Below are 15,755 nucleotides of genomic sequence, written 5' to 3'. Positions count from 1 at the left end.
AGGCACTAACACCTGAACGATCGGACCCTCCTCATGAACGTGATTTGATTGTAGAGATTTTTTGAGGTATTGCAAGTTTTTTTTGATACTCAAGAAGAAGTGAGTCCATTCAGATAACTGTGTCAAAAAAATATAAAGTACTGATAATCAATGATCATTTTTTGAAAAAGTACAGTTTAATGAACGCTCTCGAAGAAGTTACACAACCTTGCTACTACTCTATAAACTCTAAAATCATTATAAAGAGAGTTCACCTTTTTAATATAATATCTACTTCCCCAGGTTTTAAAGATTTATCTCCAAAAAGCTTTGTTTGAGTTTTGGTAGACTTCGTTATTGGCTTATATAAAATTCTTTCTTTATGATGAGGAAAGTGTTTTTTTAGTATCTCACGTGTAGTATTTAAGGTAAACTCTCTCTTATCGGTTCTAATGTAAATGACACTATCTTGTTTCATAAGTTTCGAGCTACTACCAAAGACATTATCTAACAAATCATAATAGTTTTTTTTATTAAAAAACCTACCTTTATGTTTTACACTACTAATCTTTGGCTTATCCTCTTCGCCTAGCATCCATAATCTAAGCCACTGATCAGCATGATAATCTGTAATAGAATAATAGGGAGGAGAAGTAAAAAGTAAAGAAAACTTTTTCTCAGCATTAATATTTTCTAGTTCAATAGTACTATCTCCATAAAGTACTGAGCTATCAGCTATTTTGGGCATTCCCTTCTCATAACGCCAATTTATTTTTTTTAGCATCAGTTTCAGAGGGTTAACATCAGGAGGACTACTCATATTATTAGCTTTCCACCATTCTACCGAATAGTTCATACCCATAGACTTGGTCATTCTCATTTGGTTTGATAAACCTTCCCCAAGCTTTGCGTGTAAAAATACCAAAATGATAGACATTAGTGTGGAATCTACATCATCATTTTTCCAATCAAGATTTTTTCGTGCAAAGAGAAGGAACTTCAAAACATCATCACAATAGCATATTCTATAAAATTCTGGAAGTTTTTTAATTGCCCTATTATAGTAATTTCTCTTATCATATATTTCATATAGGCGATCTACAACATCCTGTTTTGGAGCTGGGTTTAATTTTACCTTACCATAAAGCCAACCCACTGGATTAATTTCTATTCCTAACCCATGTCTTCCCAAAGCTCCTCCGGCATAAATACTAGTGCTTCTACCAGCAAAAGGATCGAGTATGTGATCACCTCGTTTTGAATACTTATTGATTACATCAAAAGCAAAATCCACTGGAAACATGGCATAATAAGGGCCAAACCTCGCCCACCTTGCTTCTGGGGTTTTAAAACCTTTGATGATATTTTTAATTTTGGTTTTAACCATTTGTTGTTTCTCTTATTTCTCTGGCAATGTCTTCAAAAATTCTTTTACCTAAGTTTAAAGGCAGGGCAGCCTCCGCGTGTGCGGAAATTAATGGTGATATCGAGTTTGGGTATTGATTCGAAACCAGTTTATCTAATAATTCCATTACATCACCAAGCCTAGCAAACTGATTTGGGTTAGCAGTTCTGAGATCATGTTCATAATCATTGTAACTGGCTATGACTGGAACGATCTTTTGTCCAGATGCAGTTTTATAAAAGAACTTTCTACCAAAATAGGTATCTAAACCATAAGGCTTTTTGCTTTCAGAGAAAATGATATTATTCTTAATATAATCATCATCCAATAGTAATACAGATTGCTCTGGAAATTTATCCGTAATTCCATCCTTTGTAGTATCTATTTCTAGAAAGTGATTAAAAAAGTTTCCAGATTTTTCAATGCCTACGATTAACAGATCAGTATCATTTATTTTTTTCTGTAAATGATTGATCCTTTTTATTTCATAAGAAATAACCTTGGCAAGCCAGGAAGATGTACTGAATACAGCAAGAGGGCCATCCAGAATAAATGCTACTCGTCGAAGTGTAGATAACCAACCGTCTACTTTTTCAAAAGTCCTTAAAAAATTGACAAATACTAATTTTTCAATGGTAGCCATAATTTGACCAAACATTTCTCCATTACTCCCACCTGGGTTCATCAACTCATGGAGTCTCAAAGCATCAGTTGAGTACAAAGATTCACCTGAATGTGGGCAAGTATATTCTCCCATACCATAAGTCATGTCTTGATCAGCATAATCCTCTATTGGGGACTTGGGTAATTTTGTAGTACTAAAATTAGCTCTTTTAATACTGAATAAATATTCGTATGTTTCTAGTAAAGATTCTCCTCCATCAAAACCAGTATTTGCCAATGATTCAAATAAAGCCTTTCTCAATGATGCTTTGGCACTTTTTTCATTATCCAGAATAACATTACAACCAGGGAAGACAGTATCAATAGTAGCTGCTTCTTCGGTTTCTCTGAATTTTTTCGGGTCAATGAACTTTTCTTTTTCTAGTTTGGCTATTTTACTTAAGAAAATTATTACAGATGCCACAGTGATATACCCAAACTCAGCTCCTGGATAACCATTCATTGCTTTGGCAGTTAAATTGCTGCCATCGAAGGCAATTACTAAATCTGGCTTGAGATTATTCTTTCTTACCTCATTTATATGTATTATTTTCTCATTGAAATCATCATCTTCCTCTACTTTTTCTCTTATCTTAAATCGTTCTTGTAATTCTTTTACTTTATTTGATTCAAGTATTCTACGTAAAGGTTCGTAACTAGCAAATTCTCCCTCAAAACTCATGACTTTCTTTGATTTACTTGAAACAATTTTACTTGAACGGGTATTACGAATAGATTACTCAAGGTTTTCACTCTTAAAAAACCTTTGTCTTGTGCTCTTCTAATTGATGGTTCAAAATCAGCAAAGTCATAATACTTACAGAGTTCTTTCGTTTCATCGGTATTATTGAGGTGACTTATAAACCAGTTAGCTGTATTTTTTAAAATATTTTTTTGAATACTACTTACCTCTTGAGTCGCATACACCATCCCTATTTTATATTTCGCTCCTTCCTTCGCCGTTCTTACCCAAACATCAGAAGTATCTAAATCACTTCCTGCTGGCAAAATATTATGTGCTTCTTCTACATATACTAAAATCTCAGGTGGGTTATCACCATTTCTGAAAGCTTTTTGATTTTCTCTAAAAATGTACCACATTATACGTTCGGCAGAGGATTTGTTTAAATCGGGTTCTCCACTTGACTGGTCAATGATGACTAGTTTACCTTTGACCAAGTGTTTATATATTTCTTCTGAATAATCAAGTCTGGTATCTGCACTATGTTGCTCTGCCGCCTTTCCTATTTTTCTTGTTCCATTGGGATACTGAAACACACCAATTATCTTTTTAAAGTTATCATCAGCCCATCTTTCACCAGAACCATTTGGGCGATTTACATAAGTTGTTTCAAAATCATTATACCCTGAATTACGTTCCCTCATGAATTTATCTAATGCCTCAAATGCATTAGCGAGTTGCCCCCAGGTTGGACTAGTATTTCCAAATGTTTGAGCCGCAGATTGGTATTCAGCGGCATTATCTCCTTGGTAATTTTGCAAAGCAGCAATCAGATTTGCATTAAAAAGACGGGTAGTATTTGGTCTAATATTTTGAGGGATTGCGAAACCTGCCCTAGCAAGGACTGAACGATAGGCAAGAACTCGCCTATTATAACGAGTCAGAGCTCTTCTATCATTTACATCAGGTTTTTCAAAAATGACCTGTAAAAAATTTTTGATATAAGTTGCAGAATCATCACTGAGAACGCTACCAATTATGGACTTCCCTGTTTGTAGATTATCATCAGTAAAGAAGTTCAAGAGCATTAAATTTCTATCAGGATCATTTGGATGAGGTGTGATACCGTAGGTTACTACTTCATCAGATTTTGTTGAATTAGGTAATTGTTCCCAAATATTTTTCAGGGCATTTGGATTATCGTTACCATCAGAATCCTGTGAGTTTTCATTAGCATACTCCCCATTAGGATCAAATATAATTTGCCCAATCCTTAATGGTTTATCTTCAGAGTTACTAGTTTTCCTTAGTTCGAAAACTGATTTTGCAATGATTTTGGTTGTATTGGATTTACCTGTACGAGTCATACCAAAAAGAGCTGATTTTTGAGATAATAAGTCAGCAGGATAAATGTATACAGGTACATCATCAATTTTTTGATATTTTCTATTCGTTGAAGCATATCTTACCTGTCCTAGTCTTACCCTCTCTGAGTTTTTATATTTTTCAATATGTGAACGAAGGGTAGATGAATCACAATAATTAATTATCTCTTCAAGGGCTTTACTGTTTGGCTTGTATACTTTCAAACCTTGATTAGGATAGTAATTAGAAATATCACTGCCAAATTTTAAACTCAAAGGTGCTTCGGAATTTCTCTGATCTTCTTCAAAATAGAAGGTGCCTATAATTCGGCATTGAATGCCTGCAAACCCTAACAACCTCCTAGTTCGATAATCCATAGCTCCTTCTTCATCCCAATTAGTATTTGTTTCACCGCTAATTCTCTGTGCGGTCTCAACTCTAATTCGCTCAGCCTCTTTATCTTGTGGCAGATGAGCAGAATCCATAACACGAAGTAAAATAAATGAAGAGTCTTCATCTTTAAAGTCGATGTTGTCTGAAGTAGGATCAACTCTTGTAGCTATTAGGAAACATAAACTCGGAATACCACCAACCTGCTGACGATGATAATCATGCACAACTACTTTAGCAGTTTCATAATTAATAGAGTACAAATCTCCTATATATTGATTTATTTGAATGAGTTTTTCAAATCGTTGTTTTACCTCATTTTCTTTATTAAAATCAATATCTCCTTGGATTGCATTGACAATACTCATATTTGAATAAGGTTAAAAAGGATACACGGCTTAGGTTTTGTTTTTTAAAATGTTGATAGATAGAAAAGGCCTTTATCCTATGAGTGAAAAATAAGTTGTAAAATATGCATTTTCTTTATACATCAAAAATTTCCGTTCGTCTTTTGAGTATTATTGTATCCCCTCATTCAAAGGGGTGCTATCCTAACCTTGTTGCATTTTCCAATTGCTGGGCAGCAAAAGAGGTAGTTTTTGGATAGGGTGGTTGTTGAAGAACTGTGTTAAAAATCAAATTTTTCTCCAAATAAAATTTGTTATTACCCTTTGTTGAGTTGATAATCATCTTGATAAAGGGTTTCATTTTTTATCACGGCAAAAAACTGTCTTACTAACTTATGCATTATTGCAACCATAGCGATTTTGTGTGGTTTCCCCTTGGCTCTTAGTTTTTCGTATAAAGCTTTGCAAGCACTATTATATCTTTTGGCAGACTTCGCACAATTATAAAGCAGGCTTCGCAGTTGGGGATGTCCTTTTTTACAAATACGTCCTCTTTTCTGATACCTTCCTGATTGGTAAATATTAGGGGCAATCCCAATAAATTTAGCCAACGCCTTGGGAGAAGAAAAGTCCTTGAGTCCTTGAGTAAAAAGTAATAAAAAAGTGGCAGTTTTTTTACCAATACCTTTGACACTTACTCCATACACGAGTTGCTTTTGATAATTTTGAGGCAATTCCTGTGTTACTTTTTCCTCCAGTTGTTTTTGCTGACGTTGCAACAATTCAAGTTGGTCTTCTATCATCATTACACTTAAATCATCAGGCTGGGGATGGAAGCTTAGTTCACTGATACGGTTTTTTAACTTCTGTATATCATTTTGTAAATGCTGTAGATTCAGTAAACGATGACGGTGGGTTTGCCAATCCTTGTCAGGAAGCATCATACCCTTTAACTGGCGCTCTTCACCAAGTCTTTGAAGCATCACTGCATCAGAGGCATCAGTCTTACTAATAGAAAGTAATGATTGAGAATACCCTTTGCTAGCCGCTGGATTAACTACTGTTAAAATAAAGCCTTGCGCCTGTAAAGCATAAGCCAAAGGGAAATGATACAAACCAGTAGCTTCCATTACTCCATGACTGTCGGAAGGAAGTTGTGCTATAAACGCTTCTATTTTATCTAATTGGTTCTTCAACTCCCCTTGAACAAGTTCTCCATTCTTATAATAAGCATAGTGAATTGTCAATTTCCCAATATCAAAACCTATGTAATGTGCCATAATTTGTTAATTTTACATCTTGCTATTTAATGAAATTCCGTATGGATATTATCTTCATTACACAGGCTTGATGCCTAAAGAACTGTCCAACATATACGGAAATATAGGAAGTAGCCATATCTTGACAGACAGGGTGAAGCCCTAAGGTTTTATCAGTGTGCTACTTCCTTTTTATAAAAAAACAAATTTTATTTGCCTTCACAAAACATTGTCAAATGTATGAGGTTTTTGTGGCAAACCTGACGGATTTTAAGTACTCAACTGTAAGGGTTTACTTTTATGCTGTTTACAAAAATACACAATTAACCACAACACCACTATTGAAACCAAGACTGAGAGAGTTCAGTGAACTGTGTCAGATAATATTCAGTATTATAGTTTTAGAATAGTCGGAAAATATTCGTTTTTAATCAGTTTGACGTAGTATTTGAAAGCAAAACCCTGTTTTCATAATAATCACCTTGAGTCCACAAAAACCACCTGTTTAACAAAAAAATCATAGCAATGCCTTAATCATTGGGTTTTAGCATAAGCTGACTAACGACTATTTCGAACACAAGCTACTCAAAATCAGAGAATTGTGAGTATTCGTGTAGTGATTGCTTGATAGGTTAGTATCAGTAAACCAACAAGAAGGGATATTAATTTTTGCCAAACTTGATAAAAGTATCAAAAAACCACTTCGCAATCAGGTAACCAATGCTGGATTTTTCGGAGTTCCTTCGACTTAATTGGATTGCTGATCAGCACTAACTCCCGTAATTGAGGCAATTTACTAAGACCTTTTGGTAAAGTGGTCAAACAGTTATTGCTTAAATCTAATCTTCCTATCATCTTGAGACTTTCAATACTATCTGGTAAAGAAGTTAATTGATTATTTCCTAATTCTATATCCTTCAATAAGGAAAGATCTCCGATATTTTCAGGCAAAACTATTAGCTGATTAAAAGATAAATCCAATACTTGCAATCGGGTTAGTTTACAAATACTTTCAGGTAAAGTAACCAGTTGATTTTCTGACAAGTACAGCTCTTGTAATTGAGTGAAGTTCCCTACATCTTCAGGCAATGTGGTTAACTCATTATCTGATAGGTTCAAATATTTGAGTTGGGTAAGATTACCAATGTTTATAGGTAATTTTGTCAACCTGTTATCCTCTAAATCCAACACTCTTAATTCAGAAAGTTTATTGATACCTGTCGGTAAAACTGCCAAGTGATTGTTTATTAAATTGTAGAAATTAAAAAGGGTATAAAAAATTGAATTCCAATTAATTATACCCATAATTCATTGCAAAAGGTTATTATTATATCTCCTAAAACATCATAATAGCTTTTACAATGAATATACATTTTAAAAAAACTTTCGTAAAGAACTATCCTCTTTAGTAAAAAAATATTTTCGTGGTCATTTTTGTGAGGAGGTCAACATATTTACTACCATTTCGGAAACATTTGATAAATCGTGTTTGAGTTTAGAGGAATGCACTAAACTAGAAAAGCTTCTGCAGGTTTTTTATTTGGGTCAATTGGTAGGTTTACCTACTTTGAACAGTATCTTAGTGAAGCATGGGGTTGTGAGCAATTCTGCTCAAATCAGCTATCAAAAGTTGGCTTCTAATTTATCTATTAGCACCATTCGGAAGCTATTTGAAGAGGTTTTTTCGGCTCAGTTGGGTCAGGTACTCCAAGAAATGAGTGAAAAAGATTCAAGTTGTTGGTCAAAAACAACGGTCACTGTTGTGTTGGATGATAGCGTGTTTCGGTGTTGGCTATCTTCTCAGAATCATTTGAAAGATTTTGAGGAGTGCTACGGGAAATTTTTTAGTGGTCAGTTTGGTACAAGTGTGTATGGTTTTCGGGTGTTGACCCTTGGGGTGAGCATTGATGGGGTATTTTACCCACTTTTCTTTGATTTTATCAAGAAGAAAACCTCCAACGCTTATCAGAAACCAGCAAAAGTAGCTCAAAAGCTTGTGAGGCGCTGGGGAGAATATCGCAAAAAGCTGACTAGAACTGGGTATGATTTTCCTACACTTCACCTGAGTTGTGACAATGGATATAGTAATGAGGCTTTGGCAGAAAGTTGTGCCCAAAATGGACTTTGTTACATCAGTGTAACCAAAAAATCTCATTATGTGGTAATAGAGGGTCAAAAGGTAAAGCTCTCTGATTGGATTGAGAAAGAATTTATCCCAGCAGAGCAAGCTCATCAAGCGAGTCAAAAAATGCTTCCTGAGGAAGATAAAACCACTTTTAAAAGGAGAATAAGTGCCTATTATTGTAGCAAGAAACAAGCTGTAACTTTGCTGTTTTTTCGGCTCAATGGATCAAAGAAAGTAAGTGTTATTTATAGCACAAGTAAACATATTTTCGCCAAAACCTTGCGAAGACACTGGTTTCAGAGAACTTATATTGAACAGTTTTTCAAATTACTCAAACATGTGCTCCAAATTGGGGAAGCCAGAACAAAAGACAAAAAAGGTTTTGAATTCAAGTTATACCGATTTTCTTATGTAGCCTTGCACGCACAAAAACTGGTGAAATGGATCAGAAAACAAATGAAGGGTTTTAACAAAAAAGGGTTCATTACCATACAGCGAACCCTTAATTCAGACCCGGATATTTTAGACCTTTTGCAAGAAAAATTAATAGCAAACATTTGTAAATCAAATAGTTATAAACAATGAAATAATTACAAATTAAAGATAAGCTTTGTAACTGAACAAAGCTTTTAATCTCGTCTGGTAAAGCTATTAATTTGTGATTATGTAATATTAGATTTTGTAAGCTAAATAAATGACTAAGTGGCTTAGAAAGCCTTTCAAAGGTCTCAAATGACATATCTAGCTCTTTCAATTCGTTTACTTGAACAATTTGTTCCCCATCAATGTCTTCAAATACCTCATCAAAGAAGTGCTGGTAAAGTATTTTGTAGTTATTAAGGTAATAGGCTACATCAATGTCTGGTAATCCTTTAGCCATTTCAAGTGCCAAAGTGACATTGGTTGTATCAATAGAGCTAAGTAAGCGTAAGAATTCTTCAAGGTAACTCATACCAAGCAAGTAGTAACAAAATTATAAATTAATAATCATAGCAAATATAAATAGATTAGACTGTTTTAAACAACGGAAAGTATCACAACCAGCTATCAAGCTTACTGTTAGTCCTGACTAAAAGTTGTTCTACTTAATATTAGCAAGTTTACTTTAAAATAAACTCCCCAACCTTTCATCATTCTTACCATAAATGTATGAATCTCTTATTCTGATTTTTTAGCTCAATGATTTAAAGAGCAAAAACAACCCAAATCATTGATTGTCTAAATCTGTCTCGATTATTTAGCATAGATAAATACATTGAGACAATACACTCTAATATTATGCAGAATTACCTTGAGTCCACAAAAACCACCGTTTTTTAAAAAAACCAGCAGGAAAACCTACTGGTCAATCTTGATAATAATGATGCCTACTCTTCAAAAGTAACTTCCATCCTTATCGTAGCATAATCTTCAAGAATAGATTCAATCTTGTTGTGCGAGATAGACTTACGTTTCAAAAAATCGTACCGAGCATCTTTGTACTTGATTTTTCTTGCAGGTGGAAGCTTAGGATACACGTTTTCTAAAAAGTGATGAAAAGCTTCTTCTAAAGTATCAAATTTCTTCATAATAAGTGTTTTAGGTCACATAGACCATTTTTATTTTTTTGTTAGGCTTTGTATTTACTTATTGTGTATTTAAAAATCAACATTTTTTTTGATACACCGCCTATCATCTAATAAATATTTAATTCAGTAAATAGCCATAGAAGCTGTATACTAAAATTAAAATACTTAAGATAATGAGTTATGTCAAAAATATATTAATGCTCCTAAAAATGGCTCTCTTGCTTTCAGCAAGGCAGCTTATTTTATTACACTATATTAACACCAGAAAGAAAGTGAAAGACTTTAGAATGGATAAGGTTTTTGAAATGGCTTCGAAAAAGAAAAACCTGTCGTAAGACAGGTTCTAAAATGTCGGGGTGGCAGGATTCGAACCTGCGACCCCCTGCTCCCAAAGCAGGTACGCTAACCGGACTGCGCCACACCCCGAACAATTTTTTAGGAAACTCAAATAAAAATTTGAAAGGTTATTTTTTAACCTATATCAAAATTAACTAAATTGAGTCAAACAGTTGTTTACACTATATTTACACCGAAAAATAGTGCAGTAAAAAGTTTAAATAAAGAAGTGTTGATAAGCAAGTGATTACCAACACTTTATACTTGTGATTCCAGATGGACTCGAACCATCAACCTACTGCTTAGAAGGCAGTTGCTCTATCCAGTTGAGCTATGGAACCAATAAAAGTATGCTTTAAAAAGAAAACCCGTAACGTTACGGGTTTTGGATAATTTGATAGTCGGGGTGGCAGGATTCGAACCTGCGACCCCCTGCTCCCAAAGCAGGTACGCTAACCGGACTGCGCCACACCCCGAACAAATAACAATCAAATAGCGGAGAGAGGGGGATTCGAACCCCCGGTACGATTTCTCGTACGCATGTTTAGCAAACATGTGGTTTCAGCCACTCACCCACCTCTCCGTGAATGTTTGTTGATTGTTTCTATCAAATTGGATTGCAAAGGTAACAGATGTATTTTAATTATCAAATGAAACTCAACTTTTTTTTAAAAAAATTTAAGCTCTTTATAATCAAGTATTTAAACAGCAAATGATCTATCAATCAATGTACTCTTTTTTTGTACCTTGTTAGTGATTTCAATAACTCATACTGCTTCGTTTTGCAATGTGAATGCAAATTTAGTATTGAAAGGAAAATATCCAAAACAAATAAAATTTAAATTTACTATTAGTACCTTTGTTTAGTAATCAAACAAGTTAGAGTACTCTTATTTGGGCATGATTACTAAAATAAATGAATGTTTCACCTTCTTGTATGCACAAGAACCTTCCAACTATTTGCGCACAAACTCAATGGGATTACAGTGGTACCAGGACATAGGCATAGTTGAATATATACTCATAGCCACATTTTTAGTAGCTACTACATTTTATATATTAAGAATACGCCGGATTGCCCATGCGTTAAACACCCACTATCGATGGGTATTCTTTAAACTTCCGCTTCGCATTATCTACTTTGCTTTGCTTATTATAGCCCTGTTAGGTCCATCGTTTGGTTTTGGCAAAAAATCTATTGCCGTAGTAGGCAAAGATATTTTTATTGCGGTAGACCTCTCTTTATCAATGAAAGCCACCGATATACCACCCTCAAGGCTAGAGAAAATAAAATACGAGTTAAGCAATATCATCAACACGCTCAAGTCTGATCGCATAGGCCTGGTTATTTTTTCGTCCAGTGCATTTATGCATTGCCCCCTCACCTACGACAAAGGAGCGCTTAACCTTTTTACCCAAATACTGAATACCAACCTGATGCCCATAGGCAACGCTGGTACCGATTTTTATGCTCCTTTAGAGCTGGTACTCAAAAAATACCAAGAAGCAAACAAGTCGAACAGAAAACAACAAAATGAGTACGCTAAAGTGGTGGTATTATTTAGCGATGGTGAGGAGTTTGGCGATCGTTACACAGCAATTGTCGACCAGTATAAACAAAACAACATCAGGGTGTTTACCGTAGGTGTAGGTAGCTTACAAGGAGGCAAAATACCTACCTCACTGGGCTTTAAAAAAGATAAAAAAGGTAAAGTAGTACTTTCAAAACTAAGTACTACCAGTTTGCAAACCATTGCCGAACAAACCAATGGACGCTTTTTTGAGGTATCGGAAACTAAAAACGAAATTCCCGAACTCATCAATACAATTCAGGAAATAAAAGGGCAAAAACTGGATGTACGCAACATAGATGTATCCTCTAACAAATATGCTTATTTTGCCTGGGCAGCGTTGGCACTGTTGTTTCTTGATGTATTAATTACAGTAAAAGTTATTAGTTTATGATCAAGTATTTGACCATATTATCATTGTTTTTGGTTATCAACCCTCTTACTTACGTATCTGAAGTAAACGATACGCAGTGGAAGGCTCAGAAAGCTTTCGAAGACAAAAACTACCTAGTAGCCATCCACAGGTACGAACACTTGGTGGAGCAGCTTCAAATAAATGATCCCAACGTTTATATTAACCTGGCACACGCTTATTACAAAACAAAAAAATGGCTCAATGCCCGCAAGTATTATGTGTTGGCATCTAAAAATGAAAACCCTACCTTAAGCTCACTTGCCTATCACCAATTAGGTATGATCTCTGAAGAAAACTATAACCAAGACTCTTCGATAGAAGACCTCCGAACTGCCCTCAAGCTTTTCAAGAAAGCCATCAAAAAGAACCCCAAAAACCTGGAGGCACGCTATAATTACGAGTTGTTACGAAAAAAACTAGAAGCACTAAGAAAATTTGCCGAAAAGAATTCCTCTAAGAAAAAACGTAAGTCTCAATCGAGAAAGACCAAAAGTAATGGCAATGGTGAAAAGCAGAAAACAGTTTCTGAAGAAGGAGAAGGTGACTCTGAGGAAAAACGTGCCAAGAAAAAGGAATCAAAAAATGGGAAAGACCGCCTCGAAAAACAAGACCCTGAGGGCAAAGAGGATGGTTCGAAAACAGGTAATAAAAAAAAGGATAAAAATAAGCTAAGAGAAGATAAACTCAAAGCAGTAAATATTAACCAGGAGAAGATCAAAACTATATTTGAAGCCCTCAAAAACCAGGAAATTCAATATTTACAACAAAAAAGACGACGCAATAAAAAGGCTAAAAAGGGGTACGAAAAAAGTAAACCTGACTGGTAATTAGGATAGGTGAGGCAGTACATTCCTCACCCAATGTTTATTCTATTTCTTCCATTGGTATAAAGTCAAAGACAAGCTCAGTAAACGAACTGAAATAATCACCCAGGTCTTTCATATCCTCATCTTCTTCTTCGTAGTACCAAGTGATGTTAATTTCGCAATTCTCTTTTTCCTCCAGTGCCTCTACAATTTTAATCAATTTTGCAACCATAGCCGAAGTTCCCGTGTTGATATACACAAGTTTAAACAACACATTTGTTTGAGCCTTTGGTTCATCTTCAATATATGCCTGAAGGTCAGCCAAGATGGGGTTATAGAAAGCTTCTGCGTCTTCTGGGATAGAAATACCTTTAATTTCAATGCTACCTTCTTCTGGGTTAAAATGAACCTGAGGGGTAGTATCCGTCTCTTCAACAAATAATTCTTCCATCATAAAAATATATCGCGTGTGGACACTTTGTGCTATTAGTATTTTTTTTTCCTGAAAAACTTCTACTATATAATCACTGACAAGCTTTTATATAAGGCATCAATGTCTTCATGAATGGGGTACACCTTGTATTATACTTGACATTATACGTTTCACAACAATCAGCATCAAATGTTTGATACATCATTCTTATTTATATAAGCGATTGTGATTATTTATGAAGTCATCAGAAGTTTGAGTTGAAATTTAAAAATAGTGAAATAACTTTCAAAATCAATTATGCAAGGGGAAATTATTTAATGGCCTGATTAGCCAAGGTGTACACCTATCACCAAAATATCGTCTATCTGCTTGTGTTCCCTTTTATGCTTTGGGTCATACATCCAGTCTTTCAAGGTATTATCCAGCATTTTCTTTTGCTCTACCATTGGTTTTTCGTGGATTTCGAAAAGCAGTTTGCGAAGTTTTTTCTTGGCAAAACGTCGTCCTCTTGGTCCGCCAAATTGATCTTGAAACCCATCAGAAAACACATAAAAGGTGGTAGGTTCGGCAAATGATACGGTATGTTTGGTAAATACGCGCTCTTTGTCTTTCTGAAAGCCTCCAATAGGCAGTTCACTCGACAACAAGATGTCCATTTCACCATTTTGCATCAGTGTAAGTGGGCTACTTGCTCCAGCAAACTCAAGGGTGCGGGTTTCTGGATCAATCACAATGAGTGCTATATCCATTCCATCCCGATTTTCAGTTTCGTCTTGCTTGAGCGTAGTACGTATGTTTTTATGTAGTTCGTTTAGTACTTGATCGGGCGACGTAATGCCTTGCAGGTTGATAATTTGATTCAAGTAATCGTTGCCCAACATTGACATAATCGCACCAGGTACCCCGTGTCCGGTACAGTCTACTTCAGCAATAATTATTTTACCGTTTTTGGTAGTAAAATAATAAAAATCACCACTTACAATATCGCGGGGCTTAAAAAATATAAAGTGTTCGGGAAGGTGTCGGGTAATTTCTTCACTGAACGGCAACATTGACTCTTGGATACGCTTGGCGTAATTGATACTTGCCGTAATATTTTTGTTTTTACGTTCAATCTCATCCAATGCCTGTTCGAGGGTACGTTTTTGGCGGTTAATGGCCTCCTCTTTGGCAATGTTCTGCTGAATTTGCTTTTTGAGCTCAGTACTGTTTTCTTCCAGTTCTTTACTTTTCTTTTCTAACAATTGATTGATACGTTGGGTACGCACATTGTTGCGATAAAAGAAAAATGCCAAGGTAAGTACTGCTACAAAGGCAAAAGCTACTACTCCCAAAAGTTTATTACGTTGCGCAATACGATCGTCTTTTATTTTCTGGTTTTGGGTAAGCAGTAATATCTCGGTTAAATTTTGTTTTTTCTGGGCGTCAAACAGCGATTGAATCTCTTTAATTTTTTCTTTGCTCTTTCTTTGAGTAATCAACTCTTTGGTTTGGGCAAAAAGCTGATAATACTCATAGGCTTTTTGATAGTCATTGCGTTTGGCATATACTTCAGAAATCCCCCGATAAGCTTTTTGCATTTCTACGTCATCACCGTCAGTGCGTGCCACCAATAGCTCTTGTCGGTAATAACGCAACGCTAAAGAGTAATCACTTTTACGTAAGTACAAATCCCCTATTCTGTTGTAATTATAGGCAAGTACTTTTTTATCGTCTAAACCTTCTACCTGAATTGCCTTTAAGTGATACTCAAGGGCTTTTTCATAGTCAGCTACTGAGTTGTAATAGCTGCCCAGGTTGGTCAAGGTAGTAATCACACCTTTATTGTAGCCAATGTCTTGGCTTAGTTTCAGTGATTTTTCGTAAAACTCTCTACCAGATTTTTGGTCTCCTTTGCGTACATAAGTATTTGCAAGTTTGTTGTATGCCTTACTTACTTGTATTTTATTGCCGAGTTTTTCTTTAAACTTGAGCGATTTATGGTAGTATTCTAAAGCCTGTAGATAAGCTCCCTGGTCATAGTACACATTGCCTACATTGTCGGAGCTTTTGGCTATGCCAAGAAAGTAATTGAGTTTTTCGGAAATGTTAAGGGCTTCTTCGGCGTATTTTTTAGCCTGGAGGGGTTCACTTGAAATAAGTTCTTTATAGAGTTGGTTAAGTATCTTAACCCTGCTGGTGTCTGACTTGGTACTTTTGTAGAGAAGCTTAAGTCGTTCAATTTTGTTGTCTTGTAATAGTTGCTTTTTATTGGTAGGTTGCCCTAAAACAGGACATGCAAGTAATAGCATTACTACAAACAGTAAAGTATAACCTGATACTTTTAAGCCAATATTAGCACTATTAATCATATAGTTTTTTATTCACCTTCATACAGAGTACATTTTCCAAAATAACAAAGCCGTTGAATA

The 15,755-nt window shown here is 35.3% G+C and carries 12 protein-coding genes and 4 tRNA genes; 3 read left to right on the top strand and 13 right to left on the bottom strand.

What is annotated here, in order from left to right:
• Positions 1 to 250: 250 nt before the first annotated feature.
• From M23134_RS12300 to M23134_RS12280, 5 genes are all read right to left on the bottom strand, one after another.
• Positions 251 to 1,366, bottom strand: coding sequence for a DNA methyltransferase (locus M23134_RS12300; protein WP_002696459.1), 1,116 nt, complete (start codon positions 1,364 to 1,366; stop codon positions 251 to 253).
• Complete coding sequence (locus M23134_RS12295) at positions 1,359 to 2,729, bottom strand: DNA double-strand break repair nuclease NurA (RefSeq protein ID WP_002696457.1); 1,371 nt, start codon at positions 2,727 to 2,729, stop codon at positions 1,359 to 1,361. The genes M23134_RS12300 and M23134_RS12295 overlap by 8 nt, the downstream gene beginning before the upstream one ends.
• A complete protein-coding gene (locus M23134_RS12290; RefSeq protein ID WP_002696455.1) occupies positions 2,726 to 4,852 on the bottom strand; it encodes an ATP-binding protein in 2,127 nt (708 codons plus the stop codon). Before M23134_RS12290 ends, M23134_RS12295 begins: the two co-directional genes overlap by 4 nt.
• A gap of 296 nt (positions 4,853 to 5,148) precedes the next feature.
• Positions 5,149 to 6,111, bottom strand: a complete 963-nt coding sequence (locus tag M23134_RS12285) for an IS110 family RNA-guided transposase (protein WP_002696454.1) — start codon at positions 6,109 to 6,111, stop codon at positions 5,149 to 5,151.
• A 669-nt stretch (positions 6,112 to 6,780) separates the two neighbouring features.
• Positions 6,781 to 7,395: a leucine-rich repeat domain-containing protein gene (locus tag M23134_RS12280; protein ID WP_002696452.1), complete on the bottom strand. Its 615-nt coding sequence runs from the start codon at positions 7,393 to 7,395 to the stop codon at positions 6,781 to 6,783.
• Positions 7,396 to 7,657: 262 nt separating this feature from the next.
• Between M23134_RS12280 and M23134_RS12275 the strand changes: the two genes are divergently transcribed.
• Complete coding sequence (locus M23134_RS12275) at positions 7,658 to 8,800, top strand: hypothetical protein (protein WP_157558275.1); 1,143 nt, start codon at positions 7,658 to 7,660, stop codon at positions 8,798 to 8,800.
• Here the strand turns inward: M23134_RS12275 and M23134_RS41090 are convergent.
• The 6 genes from M23134_RS41090 to M23134_RS12250 all read right to left on the bottom strand — a co-directional run bounded on the left by M23134_RS41090 (position 8,718) and on the right by M23134_RS12250 (position 10,702).
• Positions 8,718 to 9,167 (bottom strand): hypothetical protein, encoded by a 450-nt coding sequence (locus tag M23134_RS41090; RefSeq protein WP_157558458.1) that lies wholly within the window; start codon positions 9,165 to 9,167, stop codon positions 8,718 to 8,720. The genes M23134_RS12275 and M23134_RS41090 overlap by 83 nt on opposite strands.
• A gap of 415 nt (positions 9,168 to 9,582) precedes the next feature.
• Positions 9,583 to 9,783: a hypothetical protein gene (locus M23134_RS12270; protein ID WP_002696450.1), complete on the bottom strand. Its 201-nt coding sequence runs from the start codon at positions 9,781 to 9,783 to the stop codon at positions 9,583 to 9,585.
• A gap of 351 nt (positions 9,784 to 10,134) precedes the next feature.
• Positions 10,135 to 10,209 (bottom strand) — tRNA-Pro (locus M23134_RS12265).
• 177 nt (positions 10,210 to 10,386) lie between these two features.
• Positions 10,387 to 10,460: transfer RNA gene (locus M23134_RS12260), tRNA-Arg, on the bottom strand.
• Between the two features lie 60 nt (positions 10,461 to 10,520).
• Positions 10,521 to 10,595, bottom strand: a tRNA-Pro gene (locus M23134_RS12255).
• A gap of 20 nt (positions 10,596 to 10,615) precedes the next feature.
• Positions 10,616 to 10,702, bottom strand: a tRNA-Ser gene (locus M23134_RS12250).
• 392 nt (positions 10,703 to 11,094) lie between these two features.
• Here M23134_RS12250 and M23134_RS12245 point away from each other — a divergent pair.
• Both M23134_RS12245 and M23134_RS12240 read left to right on the top strand, forming a co-directional pair.
• Positions 11,095 to 12,084 (top strand): vWA domain-containing protein, encoded by a 990-nt coding sequence (locus M23134_RS12245; protein WP_045113492.1) that lies wholly within the window; start codon positions 11,095 to 11,097, stop codon positions 12,082 to 12,084.
• Complete coding sequence (locus tag M23134_RS12240; protein WP_002696444.1) at positions 12,081 to 12,932, top strand: hypothetical protein; 852 nt, start codon at positions 12,081 to 12,083, stop codon at positions 12,930 to 12,932. Before M23134_RS12245 ends, M23134_RS12240 begins: the two co-directional genes overlap by 4 nt.
• A 37-nt stretch (positions 12,933 to 12,969) precedes the next feature.
• On the opposite strand, the gene M23134_RS12235 is transcribed toward M23134_RS12240, so the two are convergent.
• On the bottom strand, positions 12,970 to 13,365 hold the full coding sequence (locus M23134_RS12235) for a DUF1987 domain-containing protein (protein WP_002696442.1): 396 nt from the start codon (positions 13,363 to 13,365) through the stop codon (positions 12,970 to 12,972).
• 305 nt (positions 13,366 to 13,670) lie between these two features.
• Positions 13,671 to 15,695 (bottom strand): tetratricopeptide repeat protein, encoded by a 2,025-nt coding sequence (locus tag M23134_RS12230; RefSeq protein ID WP_002696440.1) that lies wholly within the window; start codon positions 15,693 to 15,695, stop codon positions 13,671 to 13,673.
• Positions 15,696 to 15,755 lie beyond the last annotated feature (60 nt).

The organism is Microscilla marina ATCC 23134 (genome assembly GCF_000169175.1).
Taxonomy (GTDB): domain Bacteria; phylum Bacteroidota; class Bacteroidia; order Cytophagales; family Microscillaceae; genus Microscilla; species Microscilla marina.
Note: the sequence above shows the minus strand (reverse complement) of the source record. Positions and strands in the feature narration are given on the sequence as shown.

Coding starts and splice junctions, on each gene's coding strand:
- M23134_RS12300 (WP_002696459.1), bottom strand. CDS start 1,366: ATGGTTAAAACCAAAATTAAAAATATCATCAAAGGTTTTAAAACCCCA.
- M23134_RS12295 (WP_002696457.1), bottom strand. CDS start 2,729: ATGAGTTTTGAGGGAGAATTTGCTAGTTACGAACCTTTACGTAGAATA.
- M23134_RS12290 (WP_002696455.1), bottom strand. CDS start 4,852: ATGAGTATTGTCAATGCAATCCAAGGAGATATTGATTTTAATAAAGAA.
- M23134_RS12285 (WP_002696454.1), bottom strand. CDS start 6,111: ATGGCACATTACATAGGTTTTGATATTGGGAAATTGACAATTCACTAT.
- M23134_RS12280 (WP_002696452.1), bottom strand. CDS start 7,395: ATGGGTATAATTAATTGGAATTCAATTTTTTATACCCTTTTTAATTTC.
- M23134_RS41090 (WP_157558458.1), bottom strand. CDS start 9,167: ATGAGTTACCTTGAAGAATTCTTACGCTTACTTAGCTCTATTGATACA.
- M23134_RS12270 (WP_002696450.1), bottom strand. CDS start 9,783: ATGAAGAAATTTGATACTTTAGAAGAAGCTTTTCATCACTTTTTAGAA.
- M23134_RS12245 (WP_045113492.1), top strand. CDS start 11,095: ATGGGATTACAGTGGTACCAGGACATAGGCATAGTTGAATATATACTC.
- M23134_RS12240 (WP_002696444.1), top strand. CDS start 12,081: ATGATCAAGTATTTGACCATATTATCATTGTTTTTGGTTATCAACCCT.
- M23134_RS12235 (WP_002696442.1), bottom strand. CDS start 13,365: ATGATGGAAGAATTATTTGTTGAAGAGACGGATACTACCCCTCAGGTT.
- M23134_RS12230 (WP_002696440.1), bottom strand. CDS start 15,695: ATGATTAATAGTGCTAATATTGGCTTAAAAGTATCAGGTTATACTTTA.